The organism is Xanthomonas hortorum (genome assembly GCF_011305375.1).
Classification (GTDB): Bacteria; Pseudomonadota; Gammaproteobacteria; order Xanthomonadales; family Xanthomonadaceae; genus Xanthomonas; species Xanthomonas hortorum_E.
In genome coordinates, this window is the sequence record NZ_VCME01000027.1 from 63,128 (window position 1) to 80,710 (window position 17,583).

Genomic DNA, 17,583 nt, shown 5'->3' on the forward strand with positions numbered 1-17,583 from the left:
TGAATTCGGCAGGCTGGCCATGAACCTCCAGACCTGCCGGGTTTTTTCGTGTTGCTATGGTTTTTTGGAATAGTTCGTCAGGAATATTTCATTGGTGTGGCATGACGGCCGCGCCCTATGCTCCGGCCGCAGCCGCTAGGTAAGCCTTATCGGGATTACCACGCATCCAACCAGTCTCGGCCTTCGCCGTATGGGGATGTGGGCCAGCAACAACGACGGGCAGGGCGTTCGCGCACCGACCCGCTAAAAATTAGCAGTACATGCGTCCTGGGAGGGAGCACCATGTCAGTGCAACATCGCCACATTCCGGCAGGCCGGACTGTGGGTCAGCGTTCGATCCGTGATTTCCGCCGCTCCGTGATGGCCATCAGTGTGGCCACGCTGCTGAGCGCGCAGGCCTATGCGCAGGACGCGACCACCACTGCTGCTCCAGCGCAGGACCCGACCACCCAGCAGCTCGACACCGTGCAGGTCACCGGCACGCGCAGCAGCGTCACCAAGGCGCAGCTGGTCAAGCAGAACGCCGAGCAGATCGTCGATTCGATCGTTGCCGAAGATATCGGCAAGCTGCCCGACAACAACGTTGCCGAGGCGCTGCAGCGCATCTCCGGCATCCAGATCACGCGCAACTACGGCGAAGGCAGCTCGATCGCCATTCGCGGTCTGACCCAGGTGCGTACCGAACTCAATGGCCGCGACATTTTCACTGCCAACGACGGCCGTGGCCTGAGCTTCGAAGACGTCTCTGCCGAATTGCTGGGCGGCGTCAACGTCTACAAGAATCCCTCGGCCGACATGATCGAAGGTGGCCTGGGCGGCACTGTAGATCTGCGCACGCGTCTGCCGTTCGACTATGACGGCCGCAAGATCGCCGGCAGCGTCCAGTACAACCATTACGACCTGGCCGACGACGGCAAGCCGGCGTTCTCGGGCCTGTTCAGCGATCGCTGGCAGACCGGCATCGGCGAGATCGGCCTGCTGGTGAACTATTCGCAGCAGAAGAGCCCGTTCCGTCAGGACACCATTTCGATCGAGCCTTGGTACACGCAGACCGACCTGCCCGGCTATGAAGGCCAGGGCGTGTCGGTGCCGCACGGTGCGGGCATCAACACCACCATCGGCGAGCGCGAGCGCAAGACCGGCGCGTTTGCGATGCAGTGGCGTCCGAACGATTCGATCGAGGTCTACACGCAGGTATTGCGTTCGGAATACGACTTCAGCTGGCAGGATTATTCGTTCTTCGCACTGACCGGGCAGACGCCAATTCAAGGCTTGCCCGGCATCCAGGTCAACGACCGAAACGAATTCGTCAACGGCTCGTTCCAGAATGTGCCGACCGAATCCAACACCAGCCTGACCGAGCGGCATTCGGTGACCACCGATTACTCGCTGGGTGCCAAGTGGACGGTCAACGAGAAGCTGACCCTGAGCACCGACTTCCAGTATGTCGATGCGACCACCACCGGTACGCGCTATATCCTGTCTACCGGTCAGACCACCAGCCCGCAATTCAATGTCGATTTCCGTGGCGATTTGCCGCGCTTGTCGGTGACCGATGCCAGTGGCGCAGAGGGATATCTGGCCGATGCCAACAACTACGACGGTTGGCGCTATCACCTGGACAACAAGGACGACAACAAGGGCACCGAGTTCGCCTGGCGTGCCGATATGGATCTGGCCTTCGACAGCGATTTCGTGCGCAGCTTCAAGGCAGGTGTGCGCTACACCGACCGCGATGCCGAGACCAAGGGCAACATCTATCGTTTTATGTGCCTTAATGCATGCATAGATAACCCGGCGGACAAGGTTCCATTCTCCCAGTTCCCGACGATTGGTCTGGTGACCAATCCAATCACCGATTTTTTCCGTGGTGAAAGCAGCACCTTTGGACGCACGTTGACGGCAGCCAATTCGGCAGTTGCCAACTACGAACAGACGCTTGCGACGTTCGGCGGTACGCCGCTGGTGTTCTCGCCCAACAACATCAATGCGCAGACCGAGAAGACCTATGCGGCCTACGGGGTATTGCGCTTCGGTGTGGACAGCGATTCGATTCCGTTCGACGGCAACATCGGCGTGCGCGTGGTGCGCACCGAAGTCGGCTCGACCGGCGTGCGTACCGCGACCGACGCCGAAGGCGGTGGCCTGATTCCGGTGGATGCGCAGCAGACCTACACCGACGTGCTGCCGAGCCTGAATCTGCGTTGGATGCTCAGCGATACGTTGCAGTGGCGTTTTGCGGCCTCGCGCGGTATTTCGCGCCCGACCTTCGATCGTCTCAATCCCAACCTGACCTTGAGCAACGGCACCTCCAACACGGGCACCGCAACGCGCACCGGCGCTGCCGGTAACCCGGAGCTGGAACCGGTCAAGGCCGACCAGTTCGATACCGCGCTGGAGTGGTACTTCGGTCAGGGTTCGATGATGTACGGCACCGTGTTCTACAAAAAGGTCGAAGGCTTCATCGCCAACGCCGTCTTCAACGAGGTGTACGACGGTCAGGTGTGGCAGATCACGCGTCCGGTCAACGGCGATGCCGGCAAGATCCGCGGTGCGGAACTGGGCTACACGCAGTTCTTCGACTTCCTGCCGGGCTGGTTGAGCGGCTTCGGCCTGCAGACCAACTACACCTATGTCGACAGCGAAGCGCCCAGCCCCACTGCGACCGACACCAACGGCCAGGCGCTGACCGTGCCGCTGGAAGGCTTGTCCAAGAACAGCTACAACGCGATCCTCAGCTACGAAACCTCGCGCTTCCAGGGCCGTGTGGCCTACAACTGGCGCAGCGACTGGCTGGTGACCACCGCGGGCAACGGCACCGGCAATCTGCCGGTCTACAACAAGGGCTTCGGCCAGCTGGATGCCTCGCTGCGTTTCAACATCAATGATGTCTGGTCGATCTCGCTCGATGGCGTGAATCTGCTCGATACCCGGCGCGAAAGCTATCTGGGTTCCGAGTCGCGCTACCGCGACTTCGTGATCAACGATCGTCGGTATGGCCTGACCTTGCGGGCCAGCCTGTAGAACGTGCCGTAGGAAGTGCGTCTCCGGTCCGGCGAGCTGTGCAGGCAGCTCGTTGGACCGGTGTTTTTCCAGTCGATGGCAACCATCGACCGCAACGGGAGCCGGAGGAATGATCGTCATGATCGATCCGCCTACTGAGCGCCGTCGTCTTCGTACGCAATCGTGGCAGGCCCGTCTGTGGGTGTTGCTGCTGTTGGCGTCTGTCTTTGGGCTGCATGCCGCCGAGTCCGGCGCGCAGGGGCCTTACCAATGGCGCAGCGTTGCCATTGGCGGTGGCGGATTCGTCACCGGTGTGCTGTTTCATCCCGCAGAGCGCGATCTTGCGTATGCGCGCACCGATGTCGGTGGCGCCTACCGTTGGGATGCGCGTGCGCAGCAGTGGATCGCCCTGACCGATTGGTTGGGAGCCGACGACTGGAATCTGATGGGGATCGACGCCTTCGCGGTCGATCCTGCCGATCCGAAGGCGCTGTATCTGGCCGCGGGCACCTATATGCACGAGCGCGCCGGCAATGCGGCGGTGCTGCGTTCGTTCGATCGCGGTCACAGCTTCGAGCGTGCCGATCTGCCGTTTAAACTGGGTGGCAACCAGCTGGGGCGTTCCAATGGCGAACGCCTGGCGGTGGACCCGCACGATGGCCGCGTGCTGTTGCTCGGGTCGCGCGATGCGGGTCTGTGGCGCAGCGACGATCGCGGCGCGCATTGGGCGCGTATGGAGACGTTTCCTGCCGAGGCATTGGCTGGTGCCGTTGCGCGCAATCATGTCGGGCGCGAGCAGGCCGTCGGCATCGCGTTTGTGGTCTTCGACCCGGCAAGCGGCCGCGCCGGTGCGCCGACGCCGCGCATCTATGTCGGTGTGTCTACTGCGCAAACCAGTCTGTATGTGTCCGAAGATGAAGGTCGCAGCTGGTCGGCCGTGGCCGGGCAACCCAAGGGCTTGCGTCCCAGCCACATGGCCGGTGGCAGCGGTGGGCACTGGTATCTGAGCTACGGCGACCAGCCCGGTCCGGATCTGATGGCCGGTGGCGCGCTATGGAAATACACCCCGGCGCAGGCGCGCTCGAAGGCGGGTTGGAGCGAGATCAGCCCGATTGCGCAGCCTGCCAGTGGCGATGGTTTCGGCTGGGGCGCGGTAGCGGTGGATCCGCAACAGCCGCAGGTACTGCTGGCCAGTACGTTCCGCCGCCGCACACCGCGCGACGAGTTGTTTCGCAGCGTCGATGGCGGCCGCAGCTGGAGGCCATTGTTGGCCGCATCGGAGTTCGATCACAGCGCCGCGCCGTGGACCGCGCAGGCGACGCCGCACTGGATGGGTGCCTTGGCGATCGATCCGTTCGACAGTAACCACGCGCTGTTCGTCACCGGCTACGGCATCTGGGCCTCGCGCAATCTGCAGGAGTTCGCCAGGCAGCAGCGTCCATTGCAATGGTGGTTTCAGGATCGCGGGCTGGAAGAAACCGTGCCGCTGGATCTGCTCAGCCCGATGCAGGGCGCGCATCTGCTCAGCGCGCTGGGCGATATCGATGGCTTTCGGCATGACGATCTGGACCGCGCACAATTGCAGTACGCCGGACCACGCCTGACCAATGGCGAGAGCATCGATGCCGCCGGGCAGGCCGCGCAATGGGTGGTACGTAGCGGCACCGTGCGCGATCGCCGCAGCAACGAAATTCGCGCGCTCTACTCGCGCGATGGCGGCGCGCAGTGGACGGCGTTTGCCAGCGAGCCGCCAGCGGGGCAGGGCGCCGGCAACATCGCCATTTCCGCCGACGCATCCCAGGTTGTGTGGTCGCCCGACAAAGGTGGCGTATGGCGCACGGCCGATTTCGGCAAGCAATGGCAGCGTGTGCAGGGGCTGCCCGACACTGCGGTGGCGGTAGCCGATCGCGTTGATGCGCGGCGCTGGTATGCAGTGGATACCGCGAGCGGGCGCTTGTTCGAGAGCCGCGATGGCGCAGCGAACTTTCGCGACACCGGTGCGCAGGTTGGCAGCCCGGCACGCGATGAGCGTGCGCGTCCGCAACTGCGCCCCGATCCGTGGCGGGCGGGCGTGCTGTATCTGGCCAGCCCCACGCTGGGCGTGGCGCGCTGGCAAGACGGTCGTTTGCAAACCTTGTCCAAGCCGGACGAAGCGCGTTCGTTGGGCATCGGCAAGGCACTGCGCGATGGTGCACCGCCGGCGCTGTATCTGGCCGGCCGCGTGCATGGCGTGGATGGCGTATTCCGCTCCGACGACGAAGGCGCGCACTGGTTGCGCATCAACGACGACGCGCACCGTTTCGGCAAGCCATATCGCGTGACCGGCGATCCGCGCATTCCCGGGCGCGTGTATTTCGCCACCGGTGGGCGTGGCATCTTCTACGGCGATCCGCGATGAGCGTTGCGTGTCTGCGCGCGTCATCGCGCTGTCTTACTGTGTATTACGGCGCGTGCTGTCGCTTTGTTGCGCGCCCAATGGCTGCGCCAACCCTGGAGATCACTGCATGACCGCTTCTCTCATCCGTCGTGGCTGCCTGTTGGGCCTGGCCCTGCTCAGCCCCGCCGCGTTGGCACAACCGACCCTGCCATTGTTGTTTGCCGATGGCGCAGTGGTGCAGCGCGACCAGCCGATGCCGGTGTGGGGCTGGGCATCGCCGAATGCGGCGATCGCGGTCAGCTTCGATGGCAAGCGCGCCAGCACCAAGGCCGATGCCAAAGGGCAGTGGAAGGTGAATTTGCCCGCGCATAAGGCCGGCGGCCCGTATGTGCTGAGCGTGCAGGGCGATGGCGGGCAGTTGCAGGTGCGCGATGTGCTGGTCGGCGATGTGTGGCTGGCCAGCGGTCAATCGAATATGGAGTGGCCGTTGGCGCAGGCCAGCGACGGCGCGCAAGCGGTGGCTGCCGCCAACGACCCGCAGTTGCGCCACTTCAAGGTGCCCAAGTCGTGGTCGGTGCAGCCGGAAGCGCGCCTGACCGGCGGCGACTGGAAAGCGGCGACGCCGGAGAACGCCGGCGAGTTCACTGCAGTGGGGTATTTCTTCGCCAAGGAGCTGCGTGCCAGCACCGGCGTGCCGATCGGCATCGTCAACAGCACTTGGGGTGGCAGCGCGATCGAGGCGTGGATGGATGCGGCCTCGCTGGGTTTGAATGCCGACCAGAATCAAGGCGCGATCGAAGCGATCAAGCAACGCGATGCCGCCGCGCAGGCCGCCACCGGCAAGCGCATCGCGCGCTGGCCCAAAGTGGACGGCGACATGCTGCAATGGCGCGAATCGACGTTCGACGATAGCGACTGGGACAGCATCCCGACGACCCAGCAATGGGAATCCAGCGGTTATGAGGGCATGGACGGGATCGCCTGGTACCGCACCACGATCACCTTGAGCGCGGCTGAGGCCAAGGCCGGTATCACGCTGGGCGTGGGACAGATCGACGACTCGGACATTACCTACGTCAATGGCCAGCAGGTCGGCACAACCGAAAAGCAATGGAACCTGCCGCGCGTCTACACCGTGCCGGCTTCGGCCTTGCATGCAGGCGTCAACCACATCGCGGTGCGGGTGGAAGATCTCAGTGGCGGTGGCGGCATGCATGGCCCGGACGAGCAGCGCTTTGTGCAGACTACCGCCGGTGCCAAACGCGCGTTGGGCGGCTGGAAGTTCCGCCCCGCCGCCGTGCGCGTGTCGCTGGCCGACAACAAGAATCAGCTGCCTACGCTGCTGTACAACCAGATGATCCATCCGCTGCAGCCGTTCCCGGTCAAGGGCGTGATCTGGTATCAAGGCGAAACCAATGCCAGCGACACCGGCGCGGTGAAGTATCGCGAACAGTTCGCGGCGATGATTCAGCAATGGCGCGCTGAACGCGGTGCGAAAGCGCTGCCGTTTCTGTGGGTGCAACTGGCCAACTTCAAGGCCGGTGGCGACAAGGGCGAGCTGAGCCCGTGGGCGCTGTTGCGCGAGTCGCAGTCCAAGACGTTGGCGCTGCCGGCGACCGGGCAGGCGGTGATCATCGATATCGGCAACCCCACCGATATCCATCCCACCAACAAGCGCGATGTCGGCCATCGTCTGGCGCTTGCGGCGCGGCATGTGGCTTATGGCGAAACGCTGGTGTACAGCGCGCCGGTGTTCAAGCGCGCAAGCTTCGCCGATGGCCAGGCAGTGCTGAGTTTCGATCTGCAAGGCAGTGCGTTGCAGGTGCGTGGCGGTGGCCAAGTACAAGGCTTTCGTGTCGCCGGTGCCGACAAGCAGTTCCATCCAGCCACCGCGCAACTCGATGGCGATCGCGTGATCGTACGCAGCGATGCGGTGTCTGCACCGGTCGCGGTGCGCTACGGCTGGAGCGAAAACCCGGATGACGCCAACCTGGTCAATCGCGAACACCTTCCTGTTTCCCCCTTCCGCACCGATACCTGGTGACACGGAGTCTTATGTCCATGCATTCCCCCGTTACACGTGTGATCTCTCCTTCCACTGCACGCCGTTGCCTGCGTCCGCTGTTGCTGTCCGCGCTGGCGCTGGCGTTGGCTGCGTGCCAATCCGGCGAGCAAGGCGACACAGCCAAACCGGCTGCCGTCGCACCGGCTGCCAGTACCGCAGCGACTGCGTCTGCCACCGCAGCGGCACCGGCTGCACAAACGCCAATGCCGCAGTTCGTCAGCAAGGACGGCAAGCATGCGTTGCTGGTCGATGGCGCGCCGTTCCTGATCCTGGGCGCGCAGGTCAACAACTCCAGCAACTATCCCGGGGTCATGGACAAGGTGTGGCCGGCAATGCAGGTGCTGGGCCCCAACACAGTGCAGGTGCCGATCGCCTGGGAACAGGTCGAGCCGGAAGAAGGCAAGTTCGATTTCTCCTTCGTCGATACGTTGCTGACGCAAGCGCGCGAGCACAAGGTGCGGCTGGTGCTGCTGTGGTTTGCGACCTGGAAGAACAACGGCCCGGCGTATGCACCGCATTGGGTCAAGACCGACAACCAGCGCTTTCCGCGTGTGGTGACGCGCGAGGGCAAGGCGATCGGCTCGCTGTCGCCGCATGCGCAGGCCACATTGGATGCAGACCGCAAGGCCTTCGTCGCCTTCATGCAGCATCTGAAGCAGGTCGATCCGCAACACACCGTGATCATGATCCAGCCGGAGAACGAGCCGGGCACCTACGGCAGCGTGCGCGACTTCTCGCCGATGGCGCAGAAGCTGTTCGACGGCCCGGTGCCGGACGAACTGCTCAAGCGTTTGAACAAGCAACCGGGCAGCTGGGCGCAGGTGTTCGGCGCCGATGCCGACGAGGTCTTCCATGCCTGGTCGATCGGTCGCTACATCGACCAGGTGGCCGAGGCCGGCAAGGCGGTCTATCCGCTGCCGATGTACGTCAACGGGGCGCTACGCGGGCCGTTCAATCCCGGCCAGCCCGGTCAGTACGCAAGCGGTGGACCCACCGACAACGTGCTCGACGTGTGGAAGGCCGCCGGCCCGCATATCGACCTGCTGGCGCCGGACATCTACATGCCCGAGTACCGCATGTACACCACGGTGCTGGAGCGTTACGCACGTCCGGATAACGCCTTGTTCGTTGCCGAAACCGGCAACCGTCCGGAATACGCACGCTATCTGTTCCCCACGCTGGGCCACGACGGCATCGGCTGGTCGGCGTTCGGCATGGATTACACGCGTTATTCCAACTATCCGCTGGGTGCCAAGCACGTCAACGAAGAAACCTTGGCGCCATTCGCGCTCGGTTTCGATCTGGTCAAGCGCGGCATGCGTCCGTTCGCCAAGGCCGCCTCCGAAGGCAAACTGCACGGCACCGCAGAAGAACCCGGCCAGGCCGTGCAGGAGCTCAAGCTCAACGACCGCTGGAGCGCCACCATCACCTACGGCGTGCCGCAGTTCTGGTTCAAGGGCGAGCCGCCGGGCAACCCCGAACCGATCGGCGCGGCCTTGATCGCCGAGCTCGGCCCGGACGAATTTCTGGTCACCGGTTACCACGTGCGCGTGACCTTGCATCCGGCCAGCGAGGCGACCGCCAACATGCTGTACGACCGTGTCGAGGAAGGCGTGTACGAAGGCAGCGACTGGAAATTCGAGCGCAACTGGAACGGCGACCAGACCGATTACGGCGTCAATTTTTCCAGCGCGCCGCAGCTGCTGAAGATCAAGCTGGCCACCTACAAATAAGCGCGGCGACCAGCGTCGCTGCGCAATCGGCGCTCTGCGCAGCACGTTGTCAGCCACGTCGAATCCATCGAACCCATGCGCTGCCGCCCCCGCGGCACCGCTTCGTAATTCCAAGGGAGTGAACATGCAAACCACCAACCGTTCCGCCGGCCATGCGCCTGCCACCCGACGTACACCGCTTGCCCAGTGCCTGGCATTGTCGCTGGCCTTGCTGGCCAATGCCGCGCATGCACAGGAAGTGCGCAAGGCCGCCGATGGCGTCACCGTGGTCCCGAGCGCCAAGGGCGCCGCGCCGGTGCGCCTGCAAGTGGTCGATGCCGGCATCATCCGCGTCAGTGCCGATCCGGATGGCGACTTCGCGCGCACGCCCAGCCTGATGCGCGTGCCGGTGCAGGGCGACAGCAAGTTCCAGCTGGCCGAGCAGGGCGATAGCGTGCAGCTGAAGACCGGCAAGGTCACCGCGACGGTGTCTACCGTCGATGGCCATGTCAGCTTTGCCGATGCCAATGGCAAGCCGGTGTTGTCGGAGGTGGCCGGTGGGCGCAGCTTTGCGCCGCTGAAAGTGGAAGGCAAACAGTATCTGAGCGTGCGTCAGCGCTTCCAGTCGCCCGATGACGAAGCACTGTACGGCTTCGGCCAGCATCAACAAGGCTGGATGAATCAGAAGGGCCGCAACGTCGAGTTGCAGCAGAACAATATCGATATGGCGGTGCCGTATCTGGTCTCCAGCCGCAACTATGGCCTGCTGTGGGACAACAACTCGATCAGCCGCCTGGGCGACCCGCGCGGCCTGCAGCCGCTGCCCAAGACGCTCAAGTTGTACGACGCCAAAGGCAAGGCCGGCGCATTGACCGCGCGCTATGCGATCAACGGCAAGCAGATTGTCGAGCGTCGCGAGAGCGAGGTGAACTACCAGTACCTCAGCGACCTGACCAAGTATCCGAAGAAGGCGACGACCAAGGACAAGGACAGCCGCATGCAGGTCACCTGGGAGGGCGAGATCGAAGCGCTCACCGGTGGCGAGCACACCTTCTCGCTGTATTCGAGCGAATACGCCAAGTTGTACGTGGACGGCAAGCTGATCATCGATCGCTGGCGCCAGAACTGGAACCCGTGGAATCACGAGTTCAAGCTCCAGCTGGAGCCGGGCAAGCGCCACACCGTCAAGGTCGAGTGGGACCTGATCGACCCCAGCTACATCGCGCTGCTGCACCGCGACCCGCTGCCGGCGACCGAAGCCAAGGACTTGTCGCTGTGGTCCGAAGCCGGCCAGATGATCGACTACTACTTCGTCTCCGCCGATTCCTACGATCAGGCGATTGCCGGCTATCGCGAACTCACCGGCAAGTCGGTGATGCTGCCCAAGTGGGCCTACGGCTTCTGGCAGAGCCGCGAGCGTTACAAGAGCCAGGATGAGTTGGTGGGCGTGCTGGCCGAGTACCGCAAGCGCAAGCTGTCGCTGGACAACATCGTGCTGGATTGGTCGTACTGGCCCGAGAATGCCTGGGGCTCGCACGATTTCGACCCGCAGCACTTCCCGGACCCGGACGGCATGGTCAAGTCCGTGCACGACATGCACGCGCAGATCATGATTTCGATCTGGCCCAAGTTCTATCCCACCACCGCCAACTACAAGGAACTGGATGCGGCCGGTTTCATGTACAAGCGCAATGTCGAAGTGGGTGAGCTGGACTGGATCGCCAAGGGCTACAAGAACTCGTTCTACGATCCGTATTCGGAAAAAGCGCAGGCCATCTACTGGCGCCAGGTCAACGAGAAGCTCAACAGCAAGGGTTTCGATGCGTGGTGGATGGACGCCGACGAGCCGGACGTGCATTCCAACCTGGACATCGGCGAGCGCAAGGCACGCACCACGCCGACCGCGCTGGGCCCGTCCACCGAGTTCTTCAATTCGTATCCGTTGCCGCACACCCATGGCGTGTACGTGGGCGACCGTGAGGCCGACGACAAGCGCGTGTTCATTCTGTCGCGCAAGGGCTATGCCGGCACCCAGCGCAATGCGGTGGCAGTGTGGAGCGGCGACATCGTCTCGCGCTGGGACGACATGCACGACCAGATCTCCGCGGGCGTCAACATGGCGCTGTCGGGCCTGCCCAACTGGACCTTCGACATCGGCGGCTTTGCGGTGGAGAAGCGCTACGAAAACCAGGACCCGGCGCATCTGCCGGAGTGGCGCGAGCTCAACACGCGCTGGTTCCAGTTCGGCGCGTTCGTGCCGATCTTCCGCTCGCACGGCCAGTTCCCGTACCGCGAAATCTGGAACATCGCCCCGGAAGGCACGCCGTTCTACGACAGCATGGCCTACTACAACCGTCTGCGTTACGCGTTGCTGCCGTACATCTACAGCCTGGCCGGCGACACCTATCAGCGTGATGGCGTGATCATGCGCGGCATGATGATGGACTTCCCGAACGACCCCAAGGTGCGCGACATCAATGACCAGTATCTGTTCGGGCCGGCGTTCCTGGTCGCACCGGTGACCCGCTTCGGCGCGACCTCGCGTCAGGTGTATCTGCCGGCCGGCAGCAGCTGGCTGGATTTCGCCACCGGCAAGCGGTACGAAGGTGGCCAGAGCATCGAAGCGGCCGCGCCGATCGAGCGCATGCCGTTGTTCGTGCGCGCCGGTTCCATCGTGCCCACCGGCCCGGTGCAGGAATACGTGGACCAGACGCCGGATGCACCGCTCACTGTGGTGGTCTACACCGGCGCCGACGGCCAGTTCTCGCTGTATGAGGACGACGGCAAGGGCTACGGCTACGAGAAGGGCGAGTTCAGCCGCATCCCGCTGAGCTGGAACCAGGCCAAGGGCGAGCTGAGCATCGGCAAGCGCGAAGGCAGCTGGACCGGCATGCAGGCCAAGCGCACCGTCAACGTGCGCTTCGTCGACGGCCCGCGCGACGACGCCGGTGCGCTCGAGCCCAAGACCGACGCCAGCATCCAGTACGACGGCAAGGCGGTCAGCGTGTTGCAGCGCAAGATTGCGTCCGGCAAAGCGCGTCGTCGATGATCGCAGGTCGTTGTCAGTCAGTGAGTGCGCAGATGCCGGATCGCCGCGAGGCTCGGGCGTGCAGGTCCGGTCATGCAGCACGGTGGTACACGTGCTGACCCGCAGGGAAGTCTGTAAGGCAACCGGTGCCGCACTCGCGGTGCTGGGTGCTGCGCCGGCGGCGTCCGCCGTTGCTGCGCCGGCGAAGGCAGCCGGCAAGCCATCGCTGCCTGCCGTCGCTGCGGGCGATGCCTTGCAGCTGTGGTATCGCGAACCAGCCAACGAATGGGTACAGGCCTTGCCGGTCGGCAACGGCCGGCTGGGCGCGATGGTGTGGGGCGGCATTGCCCACGAACGCCTGCAACTCAACGAGGACACGCTGTACGCAGGCGGCCCGTACGACGCCACCAGCCCCGACGCGCCGGCGGCATTGCCACAGGTGCGCGCACTGATTTTTGCCGGGCGCTATGCCGAGGCCGAAGCACTGGCCGACGCCAAGCTGCTCTCGCGTCCGCTCAAGCAGATGCCGTATCAACCGCTGGGCGATCTGCTGCTGGATTTCGATCGCGCCGACGGCATCAGCGAGTATCGCCGCCAGCTCGATCTGGATACCGGCGTAGCCACCACCACGTTTCGTTCCGGCGGCGCCGTGCACCGGCGCGAGGTGTTCGTATCGGCGCAAGCGCAGTGCATCGTGGTGCGCCTGTCGTGCGATCGGCCACGCGCGATTTCCTTGCGCGTGGGCATCGATAGCCCGCAGACCGGCGAGGTCACGGTGGAGCAGGGCGGCCTGTTGTTCGGCGGCCGTAACGGCAGCTTCGCCGGTATCGACGGCAAGCTGCGCTTTGCGTTGCGCGTGTTGCCGCAGATCAAGGGCGGCACGGTCAGCGATCTGCGCGACCGCCTGCGCATCGAAGGCGCCGATGAAGTGGTGCTGCTGCTCACCGCCGCCACCAGCTACCAACGCTTTGATGCCGTCGATGGCGACCCGCTCGCATTGACCGCGGCAAGCTTGAAAAGAGCAGGCAAGCTGGACTACACCGCATTGCTGCGTGCGCATCTGGCCGATCATCAGCGGCTGTTCCGGCGCGTGGCGATCGACCTCGGCAGCAGCGAAGCAGCAATGCTGCCCACCGACGAACGCGTACTGGCCTTCGCCAAGGGCAACGACCCGGCACTGGCGGCGCTGTATCACCAGTTCGGCCGGTACCTGCTGATCTGCAGCTCGCGGCCCGGTTCGCAGCCGGCCAATCTGCAGGGCATCTGGAACGACCTGATGCAGCCGCCGTGGGAAAGCAAGTACACCATCAACATCAACACCGAGATGAACTACTGGCCCAGCGAGGCCAACGCGCTGCACGAGTGCATTGAACCGCTGGAATTCATGTTGTTCGATCTGGCCAAGACCGGCGCACATACCGCACGTGCGATGTACGACGCACCCGGTTGGGTGGTGCACAACAACACCGATCTATGGCGCCAGGCCGGCCCGATCGATGGTGCGAAGTGGAGCCTGTGGCCGATGGGCGGCGTGTGGCTGCTGCAGCAGCTGTGGGACCGCTGGGATTACGGCCGCGACCGTGCGTATCTGGGCAAGATCTATCCCCTGTTCAAGGGTGCGGCGGAGTTCTTCGTCGCCACGTTGGTCAAGGATCCGCAGACCGCTGCGATGGTGACCAATCCCTCGATGTCGCCGGAAAACCAGCATCCGTTCAACGCCGCGCTGTGTGCCGGCCCGACCATGGACGCGCAGCTGCTGCGCGATCTGTTCGCGCAGTGCATCGCCATGAGCAAGTTGCTCAAGGTCGACGATGCCTTTGCGCAACAACTGAGCACGCTGCGCGAGCAATTGCCGCCCAACCGCATCGGCAAGGCCGGGCAGTTGCAGGAATGGCAGCAGGACTGGGACATGGATGCGCCGGAGATCCATCACCGTCACGTCTCGCATCTGTACGCGCTGCATCCCTCCAGCCAGATCAATCTGCGCGATACGCCCGAGCTTGCCGCCGCGGCAAAGCGCACGCTGGAAATCCGCGGCGACAACACTACCGGCTGGGGCATCGGCTGGCGCCTGAATCTGTGGGCACGTCTGGCCGATGGCGAGCATGCCTATCGCATTCTGCAATTGCTGATCTCGCCCGAGCGCACCTACCCGAATCTGTTCGATGCGCATCCGCCGTTTCAGATCGATGGCAACTTCGGCGGCACCGCCGGCATCACCGAGATGCTGCTACAAAGTTGGGGCGGCAGCGTGTTCCTGCTGCCGGCCTTGCCCAGTGCCTGGCCGCGCGGCAGTGTGCGTGGCTTGCGCGTGCGCGGCGGTGCCAGCGTGGACCTGGAATGGGACGGCAGGCGCTTGCAGCAGGCACGCGTGCACAGCGACCGTGGCGGGCGCTATCAACTGTCTTACGCAGGGCAGACCCTGGACCTGGAACTGGGCGCCGGTCGCACCCAGCAGGTGGGCCTCAACAACAACCGATTGGTGATGCAATGAGCTTGTACGTAGGACTGGATGTGGGCACGCAGAGCGTCAAGCTGGTGGCCTACGATCCGCAAGAGCGCGCCGTGGTCGCCACGATCGCCGCACCCATGGAACTGATCAGCCGCGACGACGGCACCCGCGAGCAACAGGCGCAGTGGTGGATCGACGGCATCGTGCATTGCTTCGCGCAGCTCGACGGCGAACAGCGTGCGCAGGTGCGCGGCATCTCGGTGTCCGGCCAGCAGCACGGCTTTGTGCCGGTGGCCGCCGATGGCAGCGTCACCGCACCGGTGAAGCTGTGGTGCGACACCAGCACCGCGCTGGAGTGCGACGAGATCATGGATGCGGTGGGCGGCGTGGCCGGCAGTGTGGCCACCGCCGGCAATCCGATCATGGCCGGCTATACCGCCTCCAAGTTGCCGTGGACGCGCAAGCATCGCCCCGACGCGTACGCCGCGATGAGCACGGTGATGCTGCCGCACGACTATGTGAACTTCTGGCTCACCGGCGAGCGCTTTGCCGAAGTGGGCGATGCCTCCGGCACCGGCTGGCTGGACGTGCGCACGCGCCAGTGGTCCGAGCGCATGCTTGGCGCCGTCGACGCACAGCGCGACCTGCGCGAGGCATTGCCGCCGCTGGTGGAGACCGGCGCGGTGTATGCGTTGTCCGACGCTGCCGCCGACGCGCTGAATCTGCCGGCCGGCGTGCGTGTCACCACCGGCGGTGGCGACAACATGATGGCCGCGATTGGCACCGGTAACGTGGTGCCGGGTCGCTTGACCATGAGCCTGGGCACCTCCGGCACCTTGTTCGCGTATGCCGATCACCCGGTGGTGGACGACGAAGCACGCTGGGCCGCGTTCTGTTCGTCCAGCGGCGGTTGGTTGCCGCTGATCTGCACGATGAACTGCACCGTCGCCACCGAGGCGGTGATGCAGATGTTCTCCATCACCCGCGAACAGACCGAGGCGCTGATCGCCAGCACCGCGCCGGGCGCCGATGGCCTGGTGTTGCTGCCGTTCTTCAACGGCGAGCGCACTCCGAATCTGCCGTCCGCACGCGGTTGCCTGTTCGGCATGGAGTTGCACAACACCACGCCGGCGCACTTCTATCGCGCCGCGATGGAAGGGGCGACCTACAGCCTGCGCAACGGCTTCGATGCCTTCGTTGCCGCGGGTCTGCAGTTCGACACCATCCTGCTCACCGGCGGCGGCAGCAAGAGCGCGCAGTGGCGGCAGATGGTGGCCGACATTTTCAATCTGCAGGTCGTGGTGCCGACCCAGCCCGAAGGGGCCGCGTTCGGCGCTGCATTGCAGGCCCTGTGGGCGTGCGATCGCGACGATGGCGGTGCAGACGCCTTGTCGGATGTGGTGCTGGAGCATCTGCAGACCGACGAAGCGCTCTCGGCGCGCCCGGATCCGCAGCGCGTGGGCCAGTATCAGCAGCATTACCAGAACTTCCTCAAGCACCTGCAGGTCGTCAGCCCGCTCTACGCCGGCTGATCGACAACACCCTTTACAACTCCCCCAGCAGCAAGGACATCTCACCCCATGAGCAACACCGTCTACATCGGCGCCAAAGAATATTTCCCCGGCATCGGCAAGATCGATTTTGAAGGCCGCGACTCTGACAACCCGCTGGCGTTCAAGGTCTACGACGCCAACAAGCAGATCGGCGACAAGACCATGGCCGAGCATCTGCGCTTTGCGGTGGCCTACTGGCACAGCTTCTGCGGCAACGGCGCCGATCCGTTCGGCCCGGGCACGCGTGCGTATCCGTGGGATGTGGGCAATACCGCATTGAATCGTGCCGAAGCCAAGGCCGATGCCGCGTTCGAATTCTTCACCAAGCTCGGCGTGCCGTACTACTGCTTCCACGACATCGATCTGTCGCCCGATGCCGATGATATCGGTGAGTACGAGAGCAATCTCAAGCACATGGTGGGCATCGCCAAGCAGCGCCAGGCCGACACCGGCGTCAAGCTGCTGTGGGGCACGGCGAATCTGTTCTCGCACCCGCGTTACATGAATGGCGCATCGACCAACCCGGACTTCAATGTGGTGGCGCGTGCAGCGGTGCAGGTCAAGGCAGCGATCGATGCCACCGTCGAACTCGGTGGCGAAAACTACGTGTTCTGGGGCGGCCGCGAAGGCTATGCCTGTCTGCATAACACCCAGATGAAGCGCGAGCAGGACAACATGGCGCGCTTCCTCACCCTGGCACGCGACTACGGCCGTGCGATCGGGTTCAAGGGCAATTTCCTGATCGAACCCAAGCCGATGGAGCCGATGAAGCACCAGTACGACTTCGACAGCGCCACGGTGATCGGCTTCCTGCGCCAGCACGGCCTGGACCAGGATTTCAAGCTCAATATCGAAGCCAACCACGCCACGCTCTCGGGCCATAGCTTCGAGCACGACTTGCAGGTGGCTTCCGATGCCGGCCTGCTCGGCAGCATCGACGCCAACCGTGGCAACCCGCAGAACGGCTGGGACACCGACCAGTTCCCGACCGACCTGTACGACACCGTCGGCGCGATGCTGGTGGTGCTGCGGCAGGGCGGGCTGGCACCGGGCGGCTTGAATTTCGATGCCAAGGTGCGGCGTGAGTCGTCCGATCCGCAGGATCTGTTCCTGGCGCATATCGGCGGCATGGACGCGTTCGCACGCGGGCTGGAAGTGGCCAATGCGCTGCTGACGTCTTCGCCGTTGGAGCAATGGCGCGCCGAGCGTTACGCCAGCTTCGACAGCGGCGCCGGTGCGGCGTTTGCCGATGGCACCAGCACGTTGGTGGATGTGGCCCAGCATGCAGCCGGTAATGAACCCAAGCAACTCAGCGGCCGCCAGGAAGCCTACGAGAACCTGATCAATCAGTATCTGACGCGTTGATGTCCCGTGGCCGGCGGCGCACTGCGTC

Annotated in this window: 8 protein-coding genes; all 8 read left to right on the forward strand. The window is 64.2% G+C overall.

Annotation, left to right across the window (positions count from 1 at the left end):
• The first annotated feature begins 282 nt into the window (after positions 1–282).
• Complete coding sequence (locus FFY45_RS20100) at positions 283–3,024, forward strand: TonB-dependent receptor (protein ID WP_176341775.1); 2,742 nt, start codon at positions 283–285, stop codon at positions 3,022–3,024.
• A 109-nt stretch (positions 3,025–3,133) separates the two neighbouring features.
• On the forward strand, positions 3,134–5,401 hold the full coding sequence (locus tag FFY45_RS20105) for a sialidase family protein (RefSeq protein WP_176341776.1): 2,268 nt from the start codon (positions 3,134–3,136) through the stop codon (positions 5,399–5,401).
• 106 nt (positions 5,402–5,507) lie between these two features.
• Positions 5,508–7,424: a sialate O-acetylesterase gene (locus tag FFY45_RS20110; RefSeq protein ID WP_176341777.1), complete on the forward strand. Its 1,917-nt coding sequence runs from the start codon at positions 5,508–5,510 to the stop codon at positions 7,422–7,424.
• An 83-nt stretch (positions 7,425–7,507) separates the two neighbouring features.
• Positions 7,508–9,178, forward strand: a complete 1,671-nt coding sequence (gene galD / locus FFY45_RS20115; RefSeq protein WP_303396517.1) for a GH35 family beta-galactosidase GalD — start codon at positions 7,508–7,510, stop codon at positions 9,176–9,178.
• A 124-nt stretch (positions 9,179–9,302) separates the two neighbouring features.
• Positions 9,303–12,206 (forward strand): TIM-barrel domain-containing protein, encoded by a 2,904-nt coding sequence (locus tag FFY45_RS20120; RefSeq protein WP_176341779.1) that lies wholly within the window; start codon positions 9,303–9,305, stop codon positions 12,204–12,206.
• A 91-nt stretch (positions 12,207–12,297) separates the two neighbouring features.
• The gene (locus tag FFY45_RS20125; protein ID WP_176341780.1) at positions 12,298–14,679 is read left to right on the forward strand and encodes a glycosyl hydrolase family 95 catalytic domain-containing protein; all 2,382 of its coding nucleotides are present in this window, start codon (positions 12,298–12,300) and stop codon (positions 14,677–14,679) included.
• The gene (gene xylB / locus FFY45_RS20130; RefSeq protein ID WP_176341781.1) at positions 14,676–16,169 is read left to right on the forward strand and encodes a xylulokinase; all 1,494 of its coding nucleotides are present in this window, start codon (positions 14,676–14,678) and stop codon (positions 16,167–16,169) included. The genes FFY45_RS20125 and xylB overlap by 4 nt, the downstream gene beginning before the upstream one ends.
• A 48-nt stretch (positions 16,170–16,217) precedes the next feature.
• Complete coding sequence (xylA, locus tag FFY45_RS20135) at positions 16,218–17,555, forward strand: xylose isomerase (RefSeq protein WP_176341782.1); 1,338 nt, start codon at positions 16,218–16,220, stop codon at positions 17,553–17,555.
• Positions 17,556–17,583: the final 28 nt, after the last annotated feature.